The sequence below is a fragment of the Providencia sp. PROV130 genome, assembly GCF_028482225.1.
GTDB classification, from domain to species: domain Bacteria; phylum Pseudomonadota; class Gammaproteobacteria; order Enterobacterales; family Enterobacteriaceae; genus Providencia; species Providencia rettgeri.
Genome location: NZ_JAMPQC010000010.1, coordinates 208722 through 230277 on the forward strand (window position 1 = coordinate 208722; position 21556 = coordinate 230277).

Genomic DNA, 21556 nt, shown 5'->3' on the forward strand with positions numbered 1-21556 from the left:
ATACATGGATGAGCAATATAACAGTAATGAAAAGACGACCAAGTAATTTTATATTTTTCCAAATGGTATTTGTATCTGTCACTTGGGGGGGAACATTCATTGCGGGTAGGGTTATTCAACCTGAAATTCCACCGTTATTATCCGCGACGGTGCGTTTTCTTTTTGCCAGTATTTCGTTGGTTCTTGTCATTATACTCGGTCGATTAGGTTGGAAACAAATAAATAAAAGGCAGCTATGGCAGATTATGTTATTAGGGGCCAGTGGCGTGTTTATCTATCAAATTTTATTTTTTTATGGTTTACAAATTATCCCTGCGTCAAGAGCCGCATTATTAGTCGCCATTACCCCTGCCATGATAGCGTTCATTTCTTTTCTTCTTTGGCAAGAAAAGGTTTCATTGAAAAAAGGTGTTGGGATTACGTTATGTGTTGTTGGGGCAATAATTTTGTTGTCAGAGAAAACACCGAGTAGTGATATTTTTATGGTTAGTAAAGGAGATCTAGCAATTTTAGGATGTGTAATCAGTTGGGGGATTTATACTGTAGCAGGTAAAAACGTTATTAAAGAAATTGGAGCATTACATACGGTAACTTACGCTGTGTTATTTGGGACCTTGTTATTGATAGTAACGTCATTGTGTCTAGATATCACATTAGATACTGTATCATTATTTTCTCTAAAAGATTTAGTGAGTTTGGGCTATTTGGGTATTTTGGGGTCTGCAATAGCTTACGTTTGGTATTATCAGGGAGTCTCACAATTAGGGGCTGCGGGTGCAGGGGCATTTATTGCACTAAATCCGCTGAGTGCGGTTATTGTGGGAACTCTATTTCTTAATGAGCAAATCAGTACAGTGATTTTTATTGGCGGAATATTAATTGTTTTGGGAATACTTATTGCGAATAAAAGATAATATAAAAATAGGCCAAATTAGAGGCCTATTTTAAATTTACTTAAATTTTTCTTGATGTTTTAAAATAAATTCTTTTAATGATGTTGGTGCTTTACCCGTTATTGCTTGAAAATTATCAAAAATCATCCCTGAACGGTCTAATTCCCCATTGGTAAAAGCGACATAATGGTCATAGATACTTTTCATATAAGCGAGTTCTAAATTATTTTTAAGGGCATGTTGCCAAAACTCATTGGGATTTTCTGCCTGATAGCTGAAAGGGATCGCCAATTGTTCTGTTAATAATTCAGCTATTTGTGTGTAATTTTTGTTCTCATAACCAAGACGATAAATTTGGCCTGCATGTTGTTGCGGGTTAAGTAAGCAATAAGCTGCTAGCTCAGCAACATCGGCACAGTCAACCCAGCTGAGTACCGCATTGCCAAAATAAGAGCGCAAGACACCTTTTTGTAAGTTCTCATCCCCTTGATAACCCAGCAAGTTTTGCATATAAGATTCGGGACGAAGGTGAGTAAATTGTATTCCTGACCATTCAATATAGCGTTCAATAAGCTGGTGCCATGCCCAATGTGCCACTTGAGCGCTATCATCCCCACAGGCACCTAAATGTACGATATATTTCACGGACGATTTTTTTGCAATATCAATGAAGATCTTACTTTGTACAAGCATATCAATGGTATAGCCCGTCATCATGAAAACGGAGTCTATACCTTGTAAAGCGGTTTCAATAGTATCTGGCTTATCATAATCCATAACAACAGTTCGATAAGGTGTGTTTTTCAATTTAGCAGGATCTCTAACCGCTAAAACAATATCATGATAGCCTTTGTTCTGTAATGATTGGATAAGGTAATGACCAACCTGGCCTGTCGCACCAGTGATAAGAATTGTATTTTTCATGAATATCCTATAGTTACAATATATACAGTTAAAGTTTTTTGCTCATAATATATTCAAGAGATTGCTGAGTTTCGCTTGTAAATAAAATTTCTTTCAGAATGTGCATATCGTTTGACTGATAAAATGTCATTGCTCGAGTGTTACTTGCGAGGACATCTAGCCATAGCAAAGAGTCACCTTGTTGTTTTGCGAGCGCTTCTATTAATTTAAATACGGTTTTTCCATAACCTTTACCTGTAGCGCCAGGAGAGAAGTAAAGCTTATTTAACAAAGTACCAACTAAATCAGTTTCAGGTATACAGGAGTGATAGGTTAGTTTTACTAAACCGATTGGGCTCGTATTTTCAATAATATACCAATCAATATGTTGTTGATTAAGGTCCTCAGTGATTTTAGTTGTGCTATATTCTTGATTTAAATATGTGTTAAGTTCATTTTGGCTATTCCATAATGTAGCAAAATGATGCAAATAACTTTCCGTACCTATTTTATGTAGTAATAACACGTCATGTTTCGTTGCTTTTTTTAGTATATGGGGAACTTGGTTCATAAATGTTTTCTCCTGTGCTTTATCAGTGTATAGCAATCAATTGATAAATGTCATAGAAGAGGAAAAGTAGAGCATTTTTGGTATTAGAGAGAAGATAAAAGGACTATTTAGCCCTTTTATCTGATGGTAATTATTTAATTGCTTGGCTAATATCTGAATAAGCAAATAACGCTTGGGCTCCACCTGTATGAACAAATAGAATGGGTGTTTTTTCTTCAGAGTTTTCTAAGTAGTCAATTAATCCAGCCATGGATTTACCGGTATAAACTGGGTCTAATAAAATACCTTCTTGCCTCGCTAATAAACTGATTGCAGCGAGGCCTTTTTGGTTTGGCATTCCATACATGGGGGCAAAGAAGTTATCCCATAGCTGCACTTTAGGTGTTTTAGTTAGATCCAACAATTGGGCCAATTCGGTTTGTAATTTCTCAACTTTAGGGGCTTGGTCTTGTTGTTTTCTTGATACGGTTACACCAATCACTTGGCTTTGTGGTAATAGTTCTTGCAAGCCAATAGCAAGCCCTGCATGCGTTCCAGCACTTCCTGATGCAACAATAACTTTGTCAAATTCAATATGTTCTGGCTTCTGCTGAGCTATTTCAATAGCGCATTGAATATAGCCTAAGGCACCTAATGCATTTGACCCTCCTACAGGGACAATATAGGCATCTTTAAGAGAAAGTGTTTTAATTAATTCTTCCAGTTGAGATTGAGGATCGGTTAGTTCATCACACATAACACAACGAGTGGCAAATAAATCAGTTAATAATTTATTACCATTATGAAGAAAGTTAGGGTTATCACTTTGAATTGGATTTTCTAACAATGCAACGCATTCAAGCCCATACATAGCGGCAACCGCGGCAGTTTGGCGGACATGGTTTGATTGAATTGCCCCCGCAGTAACAATAATTTTTGCTTTTTTGGCTAATGCATCGGCCATTAAAAATTCTAGTTTACGCAGTTTATTTCCTCCCATGGCAAGGGGGGTCATATCATCACGCTTTATATAAATCTCACGACCAAATGTATGCGATAAATTATTCAATCGATTAAGTGGAGTCGATGCGTTAAGTAAATCTATTTTTGCAAACTGTGCTAGTCGTTGTTGAAGAGACATCTAAACTCCCAATAATTAATAAGAGAAACCAAGGTAAAGGTAAATAGCAAGAACAATACTGGCAGTCACTAGTGCATAAGGCATCTGTGTTCGAATGTGCTCAATATGTTCGCAGTCTGTTGCCATTGAAGCAACAATAGCATCCGCAGAAATTGGAGAGGTCATATCGCCAAATATTGAGCCAGAAATTGCGGCACCAATCATATATTCTACAGGCATTCCTACAGATAAACCTAATTGAACTCCGATAGGGATCATTATTGCGAAAGTTCCCCAAGAGGTACCTGTTGCTAAAGACATAATGGCGCTAATTATAAAGATAAAACCAATAGAAAAACCTGGAGCCATAACGCCTTGAGTGACTTCAGCAATATAAGCGCCTGTGTTTAACTCAGCAGAAACATTTCCCATTAAGAATGCTAAAATCATAATGGAGCTAATTTTTAGCATATTGGCGTAGCCGATAAATAACTCTTTAAAGAACGCATCAATATTTAGTAGCCGTCGACCGATAAACCAACAGAAAGATACCACGGTACCAAACATGACCCCCCAATATACGGAGGTCGAACCGCTTCCTTTGCTAAAGTCACCGTCACCTGTGATGTATAGTGCGATAGGGACCATTAATACCGTAGATAAAATAGGTATAAAGAAGTTTAATGAAGAATGAGCATTAGGGTGATCAATAATCTCTTCTTCGTTCTCTTGGCTTTGTAATTGAGAAATATTCCCAGCAATAAAATTTTGTCGGTATGTATCTTCTGCTTTTTTCATGGGACCCCATGAAATGTTAGTAAATACATAGAATAGGATAGTTATAATGGATAGCCATGCCATTAAATTGTAGCCAATCGACGTAATTAAAATATCAAAAGGCTCGCCTTGAATCAGTCCTTGGGATATTTGTACCCCAATTAACCCCATTATTACCGCTCCCCAACCATTGATGATGGCCGAGGAACAAACAGAAACACACGCTGTTTGGATAATATAGGACATTTTTTCAGGGGCAACACCATATTGCCGTGCTAGATTTTTAGTTGAGGCGCCGGCGACTAATTGGTTAATTGAGCTTTCAATAAAAATAAGAGAAGTAATGATAATAGCAAGCAACTGGGTAGATTTACGGTTTTTAATTAATTTTGTCTTATTGGTAAGTAACTGAACTAACGCACGAACACCACCGGTAACCACAACAAGCCTCATGATCCCACCGATCATAACCATAAAGACAATTGTTCGTGTATTCCCTGCAGATGAAAACGTATCAATAATACCATCAACGGTACCTTGAACACCTAATAATACGTTGTGGTCATGAATGACAGTAAAACCAACGAGTATTCCTAACATTAATGAAAGCATGACTTGGCGAGTTAATATCGCCAATATTATAGTCACAATGGGAGTAATAACGGTCCAAATACCATAGTCCTGCATGTGTTTACCTGTGATCCGAGAGAAAATGTGAATTTTATAATTATTGAAAAATCATAGCATTAATAGGAACACGGTAGAATAATTTTATGTAGTTTGAAATGGGTTGTGACAATAAATTAATAAAAAAAAGGCCAAACAGATAAATGTTGGCCATATGTATAGATAGAATCAAATATTACTGTCGAGCTTGCCACTCTTTAGCCGTTATTTTACTAATATCTTCTGTTTTAGTTTTACCAATTAATTCAATAAATTGTGGTTCAAGAGTTGCATAGTATTTGAAGCCACATTTTTCTTGAGCAATTTTAGATTGTTCGTTACCTTGAAAATAACCGCACCACAAATTATCTAATTTCAAACGAGTGAAAGCATGGTGCATGATGGCGTTAATTGATTCTGGAATAATACCTTTTCCCCAGAACGGTACACCAATCCAATAGCTAACTTCTGCATCATTTTCACCAATAGGAAAATTACTTTCATGGCTGAATGATAAACCAATCAAGCCAATAGCTTGGTTCTCATTTTTTAACGTTACAGCGTAAATTTCATCACGCATAAAAATACTCTTGATGATAAAAAGACTCTCTTCTTCGCTTTTGTGTGCAGGCCAACCTGCGATTGGGCCAATTCTTTCATCTTTTGCATAGAAATATAAATCAGCGGCATCTGTTTCTTGCCAAGGACGCAATACTAACCTATTTGTTGTAAGTACCATTTTATCATCTCCTCATTATGGCCTCTCCTAACTTGAACGCTATTTTAGGTATTTATGGAAATAAAATAAGGGCATAATTTGTTCATTTTAGGTACTTATGACAACTTATTTGCTATGGTAGTGCGATATGACGCAAATTAAAGTACAACGACCATGCAGCATTTAAATAATTATCAAATTGACTTGCCTGAAGTCATTCGGATTGGTGAAAGCAATATGGATGAAATGCAATTTAAACCGATTAAAACATCTTATGTGGCGGTTTGTCTGTGCAAGCAAGGATATGCAATATTCAATATTAATTTCAAACGGTATCCAGTACGAAAAAACGACATAATCGTTTTGTACGATGATTCCTTTGCAATGCTACATGCCAAATCACGCAAATTTCGTTTGGAGTATTGGTTGATTGATAAAAAGCTAGCAGTAGAAATTGCTTATGCATTACCACATCAACTTTTTGCTTTTTTTAATGACTTCCCTGTAATTTCAACGCCATTAGGAAAAACTGCGCTGCTTGAAAACTGGAGATTTATTCTTTTAACTATCGTGTCTAACTGGGGGGACCATGGGTTATTACAATTAAAAAATCATTTGCAAAATTTATTTTTAGAAATTAGTAATCATGTACAACACACTTCTATCAAACCAGAAAATAAAAGCCGCCAAGAGCAACTGTGCTGGCGTTTTTGGGGCTTAATTACGACTTACTGTAAACAGTATAAAGAAGTGAAATTTTATGCGGAGCAATTGTCGATCACACCATTTTACTTATCTAAAATTAGTCAAAGTTTTTTTAAAGACTCACCAAAAGTATTGATTGATAGGCAAGTGATTCTAGAAATAAAGGCATTATTAGAAATTAGTAATTTATCCATTAAGCAAATTGCTGATGAATTAAACTTTGAAGATACATCTTATTTATGCCGCTACTTTAAACGGCATACTGGAATGACGTTAACGGGATTTAAAAAACGTATTGAACAAAAAGAGCGGGAAAATAAATAATATTAATGTGGCTCAATTTTTGTTGAGTATTTTTTTATAAACTCAATAAAACAGCGTAATCGTGGCGAAACGGTTTGGTTTCGATAGTAAACGGCATTTATAGGTTGGCGAATTTTAATGGTTTTCTTTTCTAATACTTGTACTAATTCACCACGAGCGAGAGCGTCTAGTGTGACAAAATCAGCTGAACATAAAATGCCTGCACCTTGAACGGCAAGGTGGAATAAAACTTCACCGCTAGTGCCTGAAATATCTGGTGAAACCTTAAATAAATCTCCATCCTGAGTTTTTACTGGCCAAATATTTAATGAATCAGGTTGAGTGAAGCCTAATAAACAGTGTTGTTTTAATTCTTCAATACTGTGTGGTACGCCATATTTTTCAAGATAATCAGGGCTGGCAACGAGTCGTTGTCGACTAAAACCTAATAAGGTGGCATTGAGTGAAGAATCTTTGAGGACTCCAATACGAAAGGCTACATCAATTCGTTTTTCTAACAGATTAGTAATTCCTTCATAGTTATGGATCTCAAGTTCGATTTGCGGATAAAGTGCATAAAATTGTGGAATTAACGGGGCAATAACATGGGTCAAGAAGGGAGTTGATGCATCTATACGTAACTTACCTGAAGGAACAGCCTGTCGTATTGAGAGCATATCTTCAGCTTCTTGAGCTAGTTCAACTATTTTTCGCGATTTCTGCAAAAATGCAGCACCTTCATCACTAAGTTTAATCGAACGAGTCGTTCGGTAGATTAACGTCGTATTTATTTTTTCTTCAAGCCTGAGTAATAAACGACTTACTGTCGATATTGTCATGTTTAATTGCTCTGCTGCTGCGGTGATAGAACCACAATCTACAACGCTAATAAAGGCCTGAAGCTCTTCAAAAGTTATTTTCATTATTGCATATCCGGCAAAAGTTATTTTCACCTTAACGCCTTTTTCATTGAGTATCAATGTGAAAAAATTCTGCTCATTAATAAAAATGTTAATAATTTATTTCAATAAGGTTTTTATATGAGAATTAATACGGCATTACTAGCATTAGCAATAGGGGCATTTGCTATTGGAGCAACAGAGTTTTCACCGATGGGAATGCTTCCTTATATTGCTGACAATCTTAAAGAAGACATTCCTTCTGTGGGGGTGATAGTGGTTATTTATGCCCTTGGCGTAATGATTGGTGCACCTATTATGACGCTATTGTTAGTCAAAAGGCGCCCTAAAATAGCATTAGTATTTTTGATGTCGATCTTCACTATTGGGAATGTATTATCGGCAATGTCACCTGATTTAGTGACACTGTCACTTTCTCGTTTTATTACCAGTCTAAATCATGGTGCATTTTTTGGATTAGGCGCAATTGTTGCAGCAAGCGTGGTTCCTCCAGGAAAACAAGCAAGTGCAATAGCGGCTATGTTCATGGGGTTAACAATAGCTAATATCGGTGGCGTACCTTTGATGACGAATTTAACACAAGTCGTAGGATGGAGGCAGGCATTTTATTTAATTTCAATTTTAGGCATTTTGACGATTATAAGTTTAATTTGGGCTTTACCAAATAACCTAATGGGGACAAAAGTGGATGTAAAAAATGAATTGCGTATTTTACGGCGCCCTCAAGTCCTGTTAGGCATGTTATCTACTGTGTTAGGTGCGAGTGCAATGTTTACGTTGTATACCTATATTACACCAATGTTAATGAATGTCATCCATGCTTCAGACCAAATGATCACGATGATGTTAGTGATTATCGGAGTAGGCTTTACTATTGGTAATTATATTGGTGGATTATTTGCAGATAAGTCACTTTTTAACACTTTAATAATATTTTTCATTATGTTGGCATTAAGCATGGCTATATTTCCATTTATTGCGGTAAATGCATTTGGTGCGGGTGTAGGCCTAATGGTATGGAGTATTTTTAGCTTTGGTATTGTTCCTCCTATTCAAATGTTAGTCATGAATGCAGCAAAAGGTGCGCAAGCCTTAGCGTCCTCCGTTAATATAGGTGCCTTTAATTTAGGAAATGCTATTGGCGCAGCAATTGGTGGGATAGTTTTATCCTATGGGTATAGCTATTCAATGATTAGTTTTATGGGAGCACTAGTCGCTGTTTTGGGAATTATGGTTATTCTGGTTGTTTTTCGCAAAAAATCCGATACTAAAATGGAAACTGAAATTGCATGCAACTAATTTTATTGTACTTATTCTTCATTTGATGATTAATGTAAAATCACCGTTAAGTGGGTTAAACGGATTTCCCACACGGGATAAATAAAACTTGAATTAAAAAGCAATGTTCGGAGTTTTTTGCAATTGTAGTTTGTCATAATTAATGCAATTAACTAAAGAAGGGCGACATGATGACAACTAAAAATTTGTGGAATACGCCAGAACAGAGATGGCAAGCAGTGGTTGAAAGGAATAAAGCCGCCGATGGTCACTTTGTTTACGGTGTAAGAAGCTCTGCTATTTATTGCCATCCGTCTGCTGCTGGCCGTTTACCAAATAGAAATAATGTTGAGTTTTTTGATAATGAGCAACAAGCTATTGAACAAGGTTATCGTGCAGGAAAACGTTTTCGGACAGAAACATCACAATTAACCCAATTTTATCAAGAGCAAATTGAGAAAGCTTGTCGTTATATTGAACAGCAAGAGCAAACGGTGAGTTTGGCAGCGTTAGCTAGTTACATTGGTATGAGTCGCTACCATTTCCACCGTTTGTTTAAAGTGCAAATAGGGTTAACACCAAAAGCCTATGCGGATGCATTTCGCCATAAAACATTGCAACAACGGCTTCAAGAAAAAAAACGAATTACTGACGCTATTTATGATGCGGGTTATCAATCAAATAGCCGCTTTTATGAAGCTTCATCTCAACGACTAGGAATGACGCCGAGTGAATGGAAATCAGGAGGGGGTGGCAGTAAAATTTATTTTGCTCTTGCGGTTTGCTCATTAGGAACATTACTCGTTGCACAAAGTCCGATAGGTGTTTGCGCCATTTTGTTAGGGGATGACCCTGAGCAGTTATTGAATAATTTACAGGATAAATTCCCAAAAGCAGAGCTGATTGGAGGAGATGACGGCTTTGAGCAACTGGTAGCTCAGGTGGTGGGTTTTATTGAAGCACCTGAAATTGGTTTAAATTTACCATTAGATATTCAAGGTACTGCATTTCAACAACGCGTCTGGCAAGCTTTACGTAATATTCCAGTAGGAGAAACAGTAAGTTACAGTGATATAGCAGAAAAAATTGGCAAGCCTAGTGCCGTCAGAGCAGTAGCTAATGCCTGTGGTGCAAATATGTTAGCTGTCGCTATTCCCTGCCACCGAGTGGTTAAGAGCAATGGTGACCTTTCAGGCTATCGTTGGGGCATTGACCGAAAACAAGCGCTATTATTAAAAGAAGCCCAGTATAAGGCAGATAATAGTTAATGATAGCTAAGGGAATCACGGGTAACCATAGTATTCATATAATTATGTCTAAAGCTAGAATATTTAAGATAAACAGCACCTATATTAATATATAATGGGTGCTGTTTAGTAAACACAATATAATATCTAAAACTAAAATTTTTCTTTTAGAAGTAACCATCTTCATTTATTGATATGTGAAAAGCCCATTATATATCCATTAAAAACTATCCAGATTATATGTTTTTTTATACGATTGATAATAATGTTATATTTTTTGCCCTTTATATTTTTCATGTCTTTTTTTTTGAATAAAAATATTTAATTTTTTAAATAGCCAAATAATGGGTTGCAATAAGATAAATTTAGGGTGTGGTTTCCCGCTTATGTTTTTTTCATATTCCATAAGTATTCCTAATAAAGTACGAATTTATATTTAGAATTACATGGAGAACATTTTTAAAAAAGTGACAGATTTGTTTTTTTACAAAATACAGATCAAATTCAGTCATTTTTGTATTACATTATCCTTACGGGGAAAATGAGAAGGGTTTTGGTGTGTTACTGTACAAACAAATAGCACAAGAGCTGCAGGAAAAAATTAAACAGGGTGAGTTTCTTAGCGGTGAAAAGATGCCGTCAGTGAGGGATCTTGGGCGTACTCATCAAGTCAGTATCACAACGGCACAACTTGCGTACCGTGAGCTGGAACGTTTACAACTGATTTATGCAGTACCCAAATCAGGGTATTTTGTGATACCAGAAAAAACAGAGGCTCTTTTGCCTAAAGTGGCAAATTATATTCAAAACCCCGTACAAGTTGCTCAATGGAATCCAACAATGGATTTTCTGCGTGTATCCGAGCGACATGGTGTTACATCATTATCTTGTGCCGTCCCTAATATAGAAGATAAAAGTTTAGAGCCACTATGGCAAGAAATGACCATGGTTGCACGTCGTAAACATTCCCTAACTCTGGAATATGATAGCTTGCAAGGGCTCGCTTCCTTAAGAGAGCAAATTCATTTAATTTCGGATGATCGTCATCTTTTTACGCCCGATGATATTGTGACCACGACGAGTGGTCATCAATCTTTATCAATTGCCTTGCAAGCTTGTACACAAGGTAATGATGTTATTGCAGTTGAATCGCCAACGTTTCCAGGATTATTACAAACGTTGTATGGGCTAGGCCGGAAAATTATTGAAATTCCTATTGACCCTGAAACTGGAATGGACCTCGATAGGCTAGAGGAAGCGTTCGAACGCTGGGAAGTAAAAGCTGTTGTTGTAACACCGAGTTGCAATAACCCAATGGGCTGTATTATGCCTGATAATAATAAACAACGTTTATTGAATATTGTTGAAAAACATCATGGAACAGTAATTGAAAATGATTGTCTCGCAGGGTTGGCGTATCAGTATCCAAGGCCTTCGACAATACAATCGCTAGATAACAATGGGCATGTTATTTTATGCAGTTCTTTTTCAAAAACGGTTGCACCAGGTACTCGTACGGGATGGATAATCCCCGGGAAATATAAAGAGAAAGTTCTACATTTAAAATATTTATCTCACTGCTCTGGTGAAATTTTTATGCAGCAAGTTATGGCAAACTTCTTAAAGGAAGGGCATTATTTTTTGCATTTGCGCCGAATGAGACAGCATTACAGTGAACTACAATGCCAATATAAAGAGTTAGTTGAAACCCATTTTCCTGTTAATACTCGTATTTCACGGCCACAAGGAGGATTCTCATTGTGGGTTGAACATCTACCGGTTGATAATCGTAAATTACTCGACATTCTACATCGTAATAAAGTCACCGTTTTAACAGGGGAACATTTCTCGACCGGCGGATGTTTCCTTAATCATTTGCGAATAAACTATGCGCTTCCATTAATCGCAAGGCGACGCAATGCAATTAAAATATTAGGGGAAGCATTAAAAGTCACAAGCTTAAAATAATATAAAACCCCTTATTCAGTAAATATGAGTCATGAATAAGGGGAATAAGAGTTATTGAATGGCGGCTTTCGGTTGACTATTTTTAGAATAGAATAAGTAAATTACATAGAGAAGCGTAAAACTGGCGGTGTAGCCTGTAAAAATCATCCAGAAAGTTTTCCAATCAACTACACCATCGACGGTATTCAGCTCGATAACCCATCCACATAATACCGCACCTAAAAATGTACCAAATCCATTGACTAATGTGGTGAATACACCTTGCGCTGTTGAACGAAATTCGGGTGCAATTTCTTTTTCCAAAAATAGTGCTCCTGCGATATTAAAGAAATCAAATGCACAGCCGTATACAACCATGGATAAAAATAATGCCAGTGTACCAATCGCAGTGAAATCACCATAAGCAAATAAGCCTAGCCGTAAAATCCACGCAATCATACTCATAAATAAGATGGTTTCAATTTTGAATTTTTTGAGTAACAGCGGTAAGAGTAAAATAAAGACAATTTCTGAAAATTGTGATATCGATAAAAAGATAGTGGGGTATTCAGAAAAAACTGAGCCTCTAGCTTCAGGCATTAATGCCATATCCTGTAAGAAGGGAACGCCAAAGGTATTGGTAATTTGTAAGACAGAACCTAATAGCATGGCAAAAAATAGGAATACTGCAACTCGCCCTTTTTTAAAGAGTAAAATAATATTTTGACAACTAAAACTAGATTTCTGTTCTTTTTTCTCAATTTTACAGCCCTGTGTTGAAATAAAGAAAATAGAAAAGATACTGAGGGTTACGGATGCGATTGCACCTACATATAATTGATAAAAACTCATTTCCAACTTTAATAAGCTAATTGTCCACATAGCGACAATAAAACCTACAGTGCCGTAAACGCGTATTTTGGGAAAATAAACATCCGAATCGAGTTTTTTTGCGCTTAACATCTCAAAAACAATGCTATTACAAACGGAAATAGTTGGCATATAAAACATTAGGTGAACTAATGTCATAATAAATAGCAAAGTTATTGAATCACTATGAGCCATTGCGATCAAAAATACAGCAGAAATAATATGCGAAGCAATATACACCAGTTTTCGATTATTAATTTTATCTGCAATAAATCCAATAATAATCGGTGAACATAAAGCTGAGATACCTAATGTACTAAAAATCAGGCCAATTTCACCGCCTTTGAAATGTAATGTATTGAAGAGGTAAGACGCAAAAGTAACTAGCCATGATCCCCAGATAAAAAATTGTAGAAATGAAACGAATTTCAGCCGAGTTGTGATATTCATGTTTATATACCTTCCGTTAGCCTAAACATGCTTTAATGTAATTATTAAATAAACTGTTCTTTTCAATTGATTTAATAACCAAACATGGAAGCACTTATCTTGTTATTGTTTGAGCATTATAAAATAGCTAACGTGAATTTTTTTTGATATGGAAGTGGCTAATCATCGATTAATAGTAGAAATTAGTGTCTTTTTATCGGGATTATTACGTATAAAAAATACAGATACGCTGAAATTAGCGGAGAATTAATTTTTTCTGAATTCAAGATGATTAAATAATAGTTAATATATATTTAACTTAGTAGGTATTACTTGAATTTAATTAACGTTTAAGATTTAATAGACAACTCTCCTGTCTCATACTTCCAGTATGCTATCCCAATTAATTATCTCAATATTTCCAGCTTGACTACACCCTAGCAATTCACAACCCAAAAAACTTACCTCAACTACCTTTTTAAAATTCAAATTTTATAAGTACCAATCATAAACAATGATTGGGAAATTCATTGTATATCAAAACGAGAATATTATGGTTTCGACTCATTACCTACTGCTTTTATCGGCAGTAGCGGTATACCTTGTGGGTACCGCAGAATTCATGTTATCGGCGATTTTATCGCCGTTAGCAAATGTTTTTCATGTTCAGCCCGACCAAATTGCTTGGTTGATATCAGCTTATGCATTGGCCTATACCTTGGCAGCGCCTATTATAGGTTTCTTATCAGATCGAATTGATAAACGAAAAATTGTACTCATGGCTCTTTTGTTATTATCACTTGATAGCTTGGTTATTATTTTTGCGCCTAATTTATTGATTGCACTAGTTTTAAGAGGATTTGGTGGATTAGCATCTGCCGCACTTGTTCCGGTTATCTTTGCCCTTATTGCTGATGTGATGAGCGAAAGTAAGCAAGCTGCAGCAATGGGAAACATTATGATGGGAATGACTGTCGGTATTATTACCGGGCCTATCATCGCTGGGGCATTAGTTCAGTATTTTGCGTGGTACGCGCCATTTATTTATACCGCGGTAGGGTGCTTAGTGGTATTCATCATAGGGATATTTACGCTACCTCGTTCACAAAAAGTAACCAGTAAAAAATTATCTTTCATAGCGATTAAACAAAAAGGTATTGTTCGACTTATATTAGCGAAAGGTCTATGGAATGGGGTGTCAGTCTGTATGTTTCTGCTTGCGGGTGAAATATTAAGGCAAAGATCACACTTAGAAAGCGTTGAAGTTGGCAGTCTAATGGGATTATTCGGGGTCGGATTATTATGTGGCAATGGTTTGGTTGCAAGAATAGAGAGGATTAAGACGTCAAATAATATAAAACTCATTGTTATTATTTTAATAATTATGGCTGCGATTATGTTATTTCTTAGTGGGTGGCTTTCGTTAATTGGTCATGGTTTATGCTTAGCTATTCTTGGGGGGATGTTGGGATTAGCATCTCCCATAAGTACCGCAATGCTAGCAAGGCAAAGTGCAGAGAATAAAGGTTTTGTCTTGTCGATATCCGAGAGTGTGAACAACGTGGTTTTATTATCTGCACTACCCGTATTTTCTTTATTTTTTTCCAAAGGTCACCTTGTGATTTCTATGATCATGATTGTTATATTCTTGAGCTCAGCTATTTTTTTAGTTTTCCCGACAAGACAGAGATGAAAAAGGCAGTAGATTGCTTATTTTTCTCCACCGAAAATGGTTTTTCAGTGGAGAAAAGAGTTCTATTGGGTAATTAATAGTTGTTTCTTTCTTAGACGCATTCCATTTAGCATAGATAGCCAAGCTAAAAATGTAATAAACATAAGAATAATAAAAATAAAATAGGCTGGAAGTTCTGTTAATACAACCCCTGTTAACATCGGATTAAATGCACCACCAAGCAGCCCTAGAGATTGGGCCGAAAAGTAACTGGCCTTCATTCCGTCTGGTGCAATACTATCAATCAGCATATATTCACCAGGGGCATAAATTAATTCACCCAGAGTGAAAATAAAGGCACCAAGAGCCCAAAGGTATAAATTTTCATGGGCATACATAAAGGTTGCTAGCCCTAAAATAAAAAATAGGCTGCCTAGTGTCATTAATTTTCTTAAATTATCTGGGGTGATGCGTTTTCCGACGGTATATTGCAACGTCACCACGACAATCGCATTCACAGGCAAAATAACTCCAATCACCACTTGAGCGAAATCGCTGTCCGCTACAGTAATGGCGTACTGGGATATCCAAGTGGTAAAAGTACCGAAAACTAATGAGCCTAAGAAGGTTGATAAAATAAACCAAGCCAGCACTTGGTCTCGTAGCATAGCGACAGGGTTCCATTTACGGATTTGGCCTTCTCCTAATGGTGCTGGCTTTATGCTTTGTACAAACCTTTGTATAAAAAAGATCGGAAAAGCGGCAGAAATTGCAGCTAAATAGAATGGCAAGTTAATACTATACATTAATAACCAAGTACCAATTGGTGGGCCAACGGTCCAGCCTATATTAATAAAGGTATAGTTTAAGGAAAATATTTTTGCTTTTAATGCAACGGTGAGGGTATCTGCGAAATACGCTTTTAGTACCGTAGAGAATACGGAATAAGAGCAGTTTATTAGTGAAAAGAAAATAATAACTAAAATTGCATTATTAACGATAGGGATTGCAATAAACCCAAAAATAAAGGCGATAACAGCAAATAACATACAGCGTTTTTTGTCTACGCGGTCAGCTAGCATGCCAAAACCCATACTAAATAAAACACCGACTACCATAGCCATTGACATTGCAACACCGACAATATCAATAGCCATTTTATATTCACGGGTCAGGTAAATAGCCATGAAGGGCAATGTCGCGCCGCGCCCAATAGTTAAGAGCAGTGACGATGCAAGTAATGCACTGTTTGATATATTGAATTTAGATAACATGACACACGACCTAACTCATTAATTGTTGTTATAGATTTGTTTCAGACGTTTTGTAAGCTATAAAATACCTAAATTTACTGCGGTGAGATATGGTGATTAATGCTCAAAATTGAAAACAATATTTTGCTAATGCTAATGTACCATTCTCAATTAAAAATCTGGTAATATGAAATGCAACCTTGATAATTAAATGTTATATGCTGTTGTAATAACCAAGAAATTAAAGTGAATTATAAGGCGAAGGATTCTTGATGTTAAAACAGAAAAAGGTGCAATTTTGCACCTATTAGACTTGCCGCCAAACCTATTATGCTTGGCGGCAAGTCTAATAGGTTTTGAAAATAAACGAGGAAAATCAAATTATTGATTTTCGGCTGATAACACAAAGCGGGAAAAACCACGCTTTTATCCCGCTTTGTCAATAACCTCAAAGGTGCAAATTTGCACCTTTTCGAAAGAAGTAAACATTATAAAGCGGCAGTATATACTCGGCGGCTAATATCTAAATTAATATCTTGGTGCTCACCTAATTTCACCATACCATGTGCAGCCAAGCTATTGACTAAGGGCTCAATAACATCTTGATTCAGTTGGTAGTCACTAAAACGAGTACCCACATGCATTTTTTCAAAGAACTCTCGAGTTAACTCAATGGATTTGAGGGCTTTCTCTTGTTCTGTACCTGACGTAATTCCCCAAACTCGTTCGGCATATTGCACTAATTTGGCCTGTTTTTGGGCTAATTTTTCTGTCAGCATGGATGGTAGAACAATCGCGAGTGTTTGCGCATGATCCAAACCATACAGCACAGTAATTTCGTGACCTAACATATGTGTAGACCAGTCTTGTGGAACACCAACACCGATTAAACCATTTAAAGCTAATGTGGCTGTCCACATTAAATTAGCCCGAATATCATAATCTTTCGGAGTCTCAAGAGCTTTAGGTCCAATTTCGATTAATGTCTTCAATAAACCTTCTGCAAATGCATCTTGTACATAGGCATTTACTGGATAAGTTAAATATTGTTCAATCACATGAACAAAAGCGTCAACGACACCATTACTGATTTGACGGGCCGGTAAAGTATAGGTTTTGACTGGATCAAGAATAGAGAACTGAGGAAATACGTGGTCACTCATAAATGCAAGTTTAGAATGTAGTTCTTCACGAGTAATCACAGAACCTTTGTTCATTTCAGAACCTGTAGCAGGTAATGTTAGTACAGTTCCAAACGGTAGCGCAGTATTTATGGTAGTGCCTCTATTGGTGACCACTTCCCACTTATCACCTGGATAATTTACCGCAGCCGCGACAAATTTAACGCCATCAATGACCGAACCGCCACCAACAGCCAGTAAGTAGTCAAAACCTTCTTTTTCAATTTTATCGACCGCTTTTATCAAGGTTTCATAACGCGGATTGGCCTCAATTCCACCAAAATGATCGAATGTTCGAGATCCCAGAGCCTGCTCAACTTCACCTAATGTTCCCGTTTTTTTCGCACTTTCACCACCAAAAAGAATGAGAACTTTTGCCGTTTTCGGAATTAATCTATCAAGCTCAATGATTTTACCTTCGCCAAAGATAATACGAGTTGGGTTATAAAATTCAAAATTATTCATAGATAAACCTTAGTTTGTATGGAGGGTGAGCGGTACTAAAATATCACGTATATAAACTAATATGATTGATATAAGACTAACAGATTAATATTATAGATTAAAACTATATGATTATTTATCATAAATATGCGTTATATATCACTCGTCACATTTACTTATAATGAAATTATTGCATATTAAATGAGTAGCTAATTATTAAAATGAATATGAGTGTATGGGGTATGATAGCTGGGGATATTATCCTGTTAACTTATTGAATTTATAATGATGAATTGTTTTTTACTCATTACTTAGCCCAAGTCATCTTTATGGACAAAAGGTTACTGTAAAATAAAATGTAACTTAGTGATAGAATTAAAGTATTAAGTCTGTGAATGTGGTTTTTTTCATTATTATGTTGGTTATTTTTGCAACGATGAGAATAAAAGAGCGATGAGACGTTTTATTAGTTTAGAGCTGCCGCCTGAGCCCCTAATTAATGGCCAGTGCGTAAGAAAACGCCTGAAAAATAGCATCTGTGATAATTGTGCCAGGAGTTGTCCTGTGGATGCGGTATCGTTTAGCCCTATGAATGCAGAAATCAATAATGAATTGTGTTTTCAATGTGGTAATTGTTTATTTGCTTGCCCTGTTGATGCGATTGAAAATATCAAACCTCACGAACGTAGCTATCAAGGGGAGTTTCTGATAGTAAAACATGACGAACCCATTGCGAATGCGGACGAATTGATTGTTTGGCACCGGCAGTATGGTATTCGTGGAATGCAAATTGCTGAACCATGGGTTGATAAGTGGTTGCCAACGATTGCAGCATTAAATTTAAAACTCAAAACGTTACAAGAACCTGTTTGGCAATTGCGAATTGTTCAGCCGGAACAAGTCGATAGTGGCCGTCGGATGATGCTATTTCGTCAAAAATTGGATTCGAAGCCTTTGGATAAGGGGCAGGTGAAAACTGGGTTAAATGCGAGAAAGCAATTTTACCCTGAAGATAGTTGGTTTAAGGTTGAGTTAGATACGGAAAAATGCATTCTGTGCGGTGCTTGTGCCAAAATGTGTGATGAGCATGCGATTGAAATTGAGAATAACCAATTTCTGATTGATGAAAAACGCTGTACAGGTTGCATGAGTTGCCAAGTCGTTTGTTTCCCTAAATCCATTCATGTACAAACATATACAGCCAAAAATAACGTGCCAAAAATTTTCCATTATTATGATGCGCAGTGCCATACTTGCCACTTACCATTTTCTTCTTGGGAAAAAGACACTCATATTTGCCCAATTTGTGCGCAACATAAGAAACAAGGGTGGTTATAATGGTAACTAAGGCCCATTTTCAGAGCCTTAGTACGCGAATTTATTAATTTAAATGATTAATTATCAGTTTAGCGATTTGTGGATTAATCATTGGTGGTGTTTCATGCCCCATACCTTCAATCACTTCCAGTTTTGCATTCGGAATATTGTTAGCAATATCTTGCCCTGCGGCTAATGGGAAGAGCGGGTCGATAGAACCATGAATAACTAATGTGGGTACATTAATGTGCTGTATATAAGAACGCAAATCTCCGGAGACGGCAACAGCCACAATTTGGCGTTTAGTGCCTTCTGGTGAATGGTTGCGTGCAAGTGATTGCAGTATATATTCACGGTAATAATTTTCATCAAATGGGCCGAACGTTGAGCTTATCCGACGATAAAATGCGAGTTGTCCTGACAAATATCCCTCTAAATCCTCTTTGGGATTAGCACTTGGGCTCATTAGCATTTGCATAACATCGGGAGCACTTTGTGGCAGAGTCGGGTTCCCAGTCGATGACATGATTGCACAAAGAGATAATGTACGTTCAGGAAATTTCGCTGCCACTATTTGGGCTATCATCCCTCCCATGGAACGACCGATAAAGTGGGCTTTATCAATAGATAACGTATCTAAGAGCTGGATAATATCTTCAGCCATATCGAATAAAGTATAAGGAACAGCAAAAGGCTCACCTTGTTGCATTTTTTCAATCAATACCCCTAAATCAATAGGTGGGAACTCATTGATATGATGAGATAAACCCGCATCTCGGTTATCTATACGTAACAGGTAAAAACCGGCATCTGCAATTTCCTGACAAAAGTCTGACGTCCAACTAATGTTATGGCCACCTAAGCCAGGAATGAGGACTATAGTAGGGTTATTTGGTGAACCAAATGAATCATAAAAAAGTGGAACTGAATTGGTTTTGGTCATTTTTCTTCCGGTATCTTCATTAATAGTACTATTTATATGCCGTAGTTTCGTTGCAATTACGAGCCATAAAAAATGGCAATGATTACCTATGATATAAACGAAGTTTATCATGGTAATCATTTTATTGATGAAGAATGTCAGATTAATGTGTTTTAAATTGATAAATAGCGAGTGCCAGCAACGCTATTGTGAGTAATAAAATTGCGATGATGAGATTAGTAGATAACCCATATAAGAAGACAACCATGCTGCCTAAAGCAGAACCCAAAGCAATACCCGCATTAAAAAAAGCAATATACAGAGAACCCGTAATTTCAATATGTTGAAGACTGTGCGTAATCATCCATGTCATCAATGTGACGGAGACTCCACCATAAGCCATTCCCCAAGCGATAATAGTTAGGCCGCCAATTAATGTTGTCAGGGGTAAAATAGCAAGCAAAAATAAGCAAGCAATAATGATTGTTATAATGATAAACAAGGATAAATTAAGCTTTTTCCCCGCCGTTAAGCCAAAGATAAAATTCCCCAAAATGCCCGCGATACCATAAAAAAATAGCATAATGCTAAGTTGTTCACCTGTTGCATGAATATTAGCGACTAATAGCGGTCTAATATAGGTAAACACCATGAAATGCCCTGATACCAAAAGTAAGGTAATGGTTAACCCAAGTAATATTGTTGGGCGTTTTAATTGTGCAATAAAAGCGTTAGCAGAAGGTGGTGTGACCGTCGGTAAAGAGGGTAAAAGTACTACCATTAACAATAATAAAATAAATGATAAGGCGCTCATTAAGAAAAATGCGCTGCGCCAATCCCACCATTCACCCATAAAAACGCCTAATGGAATCCCCACTACCGAGGCAGCAGCCACTCCACCAAAAATCATTGATGTTGCTAAATTAACATGTGCTGATGCCACTAAACGCGGTGCTATTCCACCTGCGATCGCCCATATAATGCCAATACACAAACCAATAAATAAGCGGCTAATTAATAGCAATGTAAAATGAGACGTGATTGCCGCAAGCAAGTTACATACAACGAGCAGTAGCGCACCCAAAATCAGCAATTTTTTACGATCAATTTGTTCGGTAAATAAAATGACCAATGGTGAGCAAATTGCGGCCACAACAGCGGGCAAAGCCATAAGTAACCCGCTCAAACCGATAGAAATAGAAAATTGATTGGCAATAGGGGTTAATAGGCCGACGGGTAACATTTCGGTGGTCACAACGATAAATGTGGCGAGAGTTAAGGTCAGTATTGCCCCCCATGAACGAAGCGTACTGATGCTATTTGAATGTTTAATGCATTGTGAAGACATAATCTACCTAACTAAAAATAAACTTGTTGAAATAGCATATAGGGGACATGATAGGAGATAAATATATCAAATGTGGCAATATTGGGGATAAAA

At 36.8% G+C, this 21556-nt stretch carries 19 protein-coding genes; 7 read left to right on the forward strand and 12 right to left on the reverse strand.

The window, feature by feature from the left end:
- Nucleotides 1-8 precede the first annotated feature (8 nt).
- Nucleotides 9-914: a DMT family transporter gene (locus PSF28_RS08365; protein ID WP_272684906.1), complete on the forward strand. Its 906-nt coding sequence runs from the start codon at nt 9-11 to the stop codon at nt 912-914.
- Nucleotides 915-950: 36 nt separating this feature from the next.
- On the opposite strand, the gene PSF28_RS08370 is transcribed toward PSF28_RS08365, so the two are convergent.
- The 5 genes from PSF28_RS08370 to PSF28_RS08390 all read right to left on the reverse strand — a co-directional run bounded on the left by PSF28_RS08370 (nt 951) and on the right by PSF28_RS08390 (nt 5648).
- On the reverse strand, nt 951-1817 hold the full coding sequence (locus tag PSF28_RS08370; protein ID WP_210838392.1) for an SDR family oxidoreductase: 867 nt from the start codon (nt 1815-1817) through the stop codon (nt 951-953).
- A 28-nt stretch (nt 1818-1845) separates the two neighbouring features.
- Nucleotides 1846-2367: a GNAT family N-acetyltransferase gene (locus PSF28_RS08375; protein WP_210838390.1), complete on the reverse strand. Its 522-nt coding sequence runs from the start codon at nt 2365-2367 to the stop codon at nt 1846-1848.
- A gap of 130 nt (nt 2368-2497) precedes the next feature.
- Entirely contained in the window at nt 2498-3487 is a 990-nt protein-coding gene (locus PSF28_RS08380; RefSeq protein WP_272684907.1) for a D-cysteine desulfhydrase, read from the reverse strand.
- A 15-nt stretch (nt 3488-3502) separates the two neighbouring features.
- Nucleotides 3503-4930: a Na+/H+ antiporter NhaC family protein gene (locus PSF28_RS08385; RefSeq protein WP_210838387.1), complete on the reverse strand. Its 1428-nt coding sequence runs from the start codon at nt 4928-4930 to the stop codon at nt 3503-3505.
- 175 nt (nt 4931-5105) lie between these two features.
- Nucleotides 5106-5648 carry a GNAT family N-acetyltransferase gene (locus tag PSF28_RS08390; RefSeq protein ID WP_210838385.1) on the reverse strand — a complete coding sequence of 181 codons (543 nt, stop codon included), beginning with the start codon at nt 5646-5648 and terminating at the stop codon, nt 5106-5108.
- 153 nt (nt 5649-5801) lie between these two features.
- Between PSF28_RS08390 and PSF28_RS08395 the strand changes: the two genes are divergently transcribed.
- Entirely contained in the window at nt 5802-6656 is an 855-nt protein-coding gene (locus PSF28_RS08395) for a helix-turn-helix domain-containing protein (protein WP_272684908.1), read from the forward strand.
- Between the two features lie 2 nt (nt 6657-6658).
- Here the strand turns inward: PSF28_RS08395 and PSF28_RS08400 are convergent, their stop codons facing one another.
- Nucleotides 6659-7558, reverse strand: a complete 900-nt coding sequence (locus PSF28_RS08400) for a LysR family transcriptional regulator (protein WP_210840011.1) — start codon at nt 7556-7558, stop codon at nt 6659-6661.
- Between the two features lie 117 nt (nt 7559-7675).
- Here PSF28_RS08400 and PSF28_RS08405 point away from each other — a divergent pair, with 117 nt between their 5' ends.
- Together PSF28_RS08405 and ada are read left to right on the forward strand one after the other, a co-directional pair.
- Nucleotides 7676-8854: an MFS transporter gene (locus PSF28_RS08405; RefSeq protein WP_210840012.1), complete on the forward strand. Its 1179-nt coding sequence runs from the start codon at nt 7676-7678 to the stop codon at nt 8852-8854.
- Nucleotides 8855-9024: 170 nt separating this feature from the next.
- Entirely contained in the window at nt 9025-10101 is a 1077-nt protein-coding gene (gene ada / locus PSF28_RS08410) for a bifunctional DNA-binding transcriptional regulator/O6-methylguanine-DNA methyltransferase Ada (RefSeq protein WP_247605455.1), read from the forward strand.
- Nucleotides 10102-10348: 247 nt separating this feature from the next.
- On the opposite strand, the gene PSF28_RS08415 is transcribed toward ada, so the two are convergent.
- Entirely contained in the window at nt 10349-10486 is a 138-nt protein-coding gene (locus PSF28_RS08415; protein ID WP_210840014.1) for a hypothetical protein, read from the reverse strand.
- 152 nt (nt 10487-10638) lie between these two features.
- Between PSF28_RS08415 and PSF28_RS08420 the strand changes: the two genes are divergently transcribed.
- On the forward strand, nt 10639-12048 hold the full coding sequence (locus tag PSF28_RS08420) for an aminotransferase-like domain-containing protein (protein ID WP_272684909.1): 1410 nt from the start codon (nt 10639-10641) through the stop codon (nt 12046-12048).
- 51 nt (nt 12049-12099) lie between these two features.
- Here the strand turns inward: PSF28_RS08420 and PSF28_RS08425 are convergent, their stop codons facing one another.
- Nucleotides 12100-13347: an MFS transporter gene (locus PSF28_RS08425; RefSeq protein ID WP_222959670.1), complete on the reverse strand. Its 1248-nt coding sequence runs from the start codon at nt 13345-13347 to the stop codon at nt 12100-12102.
- 532 nt (nt 13348-13879) lie between these two features.
- Between PSF28_RS08425 and PSF28_RS08430 the strand changes: the two genes are divergently transcribed.
- On the forward strand, nt 13880-15019 hold the full coding sequence (locus tag PSF28_RS08430; protein WP_272684910.1) for an MFS transporter: 1140 nt from the start codon (nt 13880-13882) through the stop codon (nt 15017-15019).
- A 62-nt stretch (nt 15020-15081) separates the two neighbouring features.
- On the opposite strand, the gene ydeE is transcribed toward PSF28_RS08430, so the two are convergent.
- Together ydeE and PSF28_RS08440 are read right to left on the reverse strand one after the other, a co-directional pair.
- Complete coding sequence (gene ydeE, locus PSF28_RS08435; protein WP_272684911.1) at nt 15082-16272, reverse strand: efflux MFS transporter YdeE; 1191 nt, start codon at nt 16270-16272, stop codon at nt 15082-15084.
- A gap of 467 nt (nt 16273-16739) precedes the next feature.
- Nucleotides 16740-17897 carry an iron-containing alcohol dehydrogenase gene (locus PSF28_RS08440; RefSeq protein ID WP_272684912.1) on the reverse strand — a complete coding sequence of 386 codons (1158 nt, stop codon included), beginning with the start codon at nt 17895-17897 and terminating at the stop codon, nt 16740-16742.
- A 432-nt stretch (nt 17898-18329) separates the two neighbouring features.
- Between PSF28_RS08440 and PSF28_RS08445 the strand changes: the two genes are divergently transcribed.
- The gene (locus PSF28_RS08445) at nt 18330-19214 is read left to right on the forward strand and encodes a DUF362 domain-containing protein (protein WP_272684913.1); all 885 of its coding nucleotides are present in this window, start codon (nt 18330-18332) and stop codon (nt 19212-19214) included.
- A gap of 43 nt (nt 19215-19257) precedes the next feature.
- Here PSF28_RS08445 and PSF28_RS08450 read toward each other — a convergent pair whose 3' ends face one another.
- Nucleotides 19258-20136 carry an alpha/beta fold hydrolase gene (locus tag PSF28_RS08450; protein ID WP_272684914.1) on the reverse strand — a complete coding sequence of 293 codons (879 nt, stop codon included), beginning with the start codon at nt 20134-20136 and terminating at the stop codon, nt 19258-19260.
- Nucleotides 20137-20278: 142 nt separating this feature from the next.
- The gene (locus tag PSF28_RS08455) at nt 20279-21463 is read right to left on the reverse strand and encodes an MFS transporter (protein ID WP_272684915.1); all 1185 of its coding nucleotides are present in this window, start codon (nt 21461-21463) and stop codon (nt 20279-20281) included.
- Nucleotides 21464-21556 lie beyond the last annotated feature (93 nt).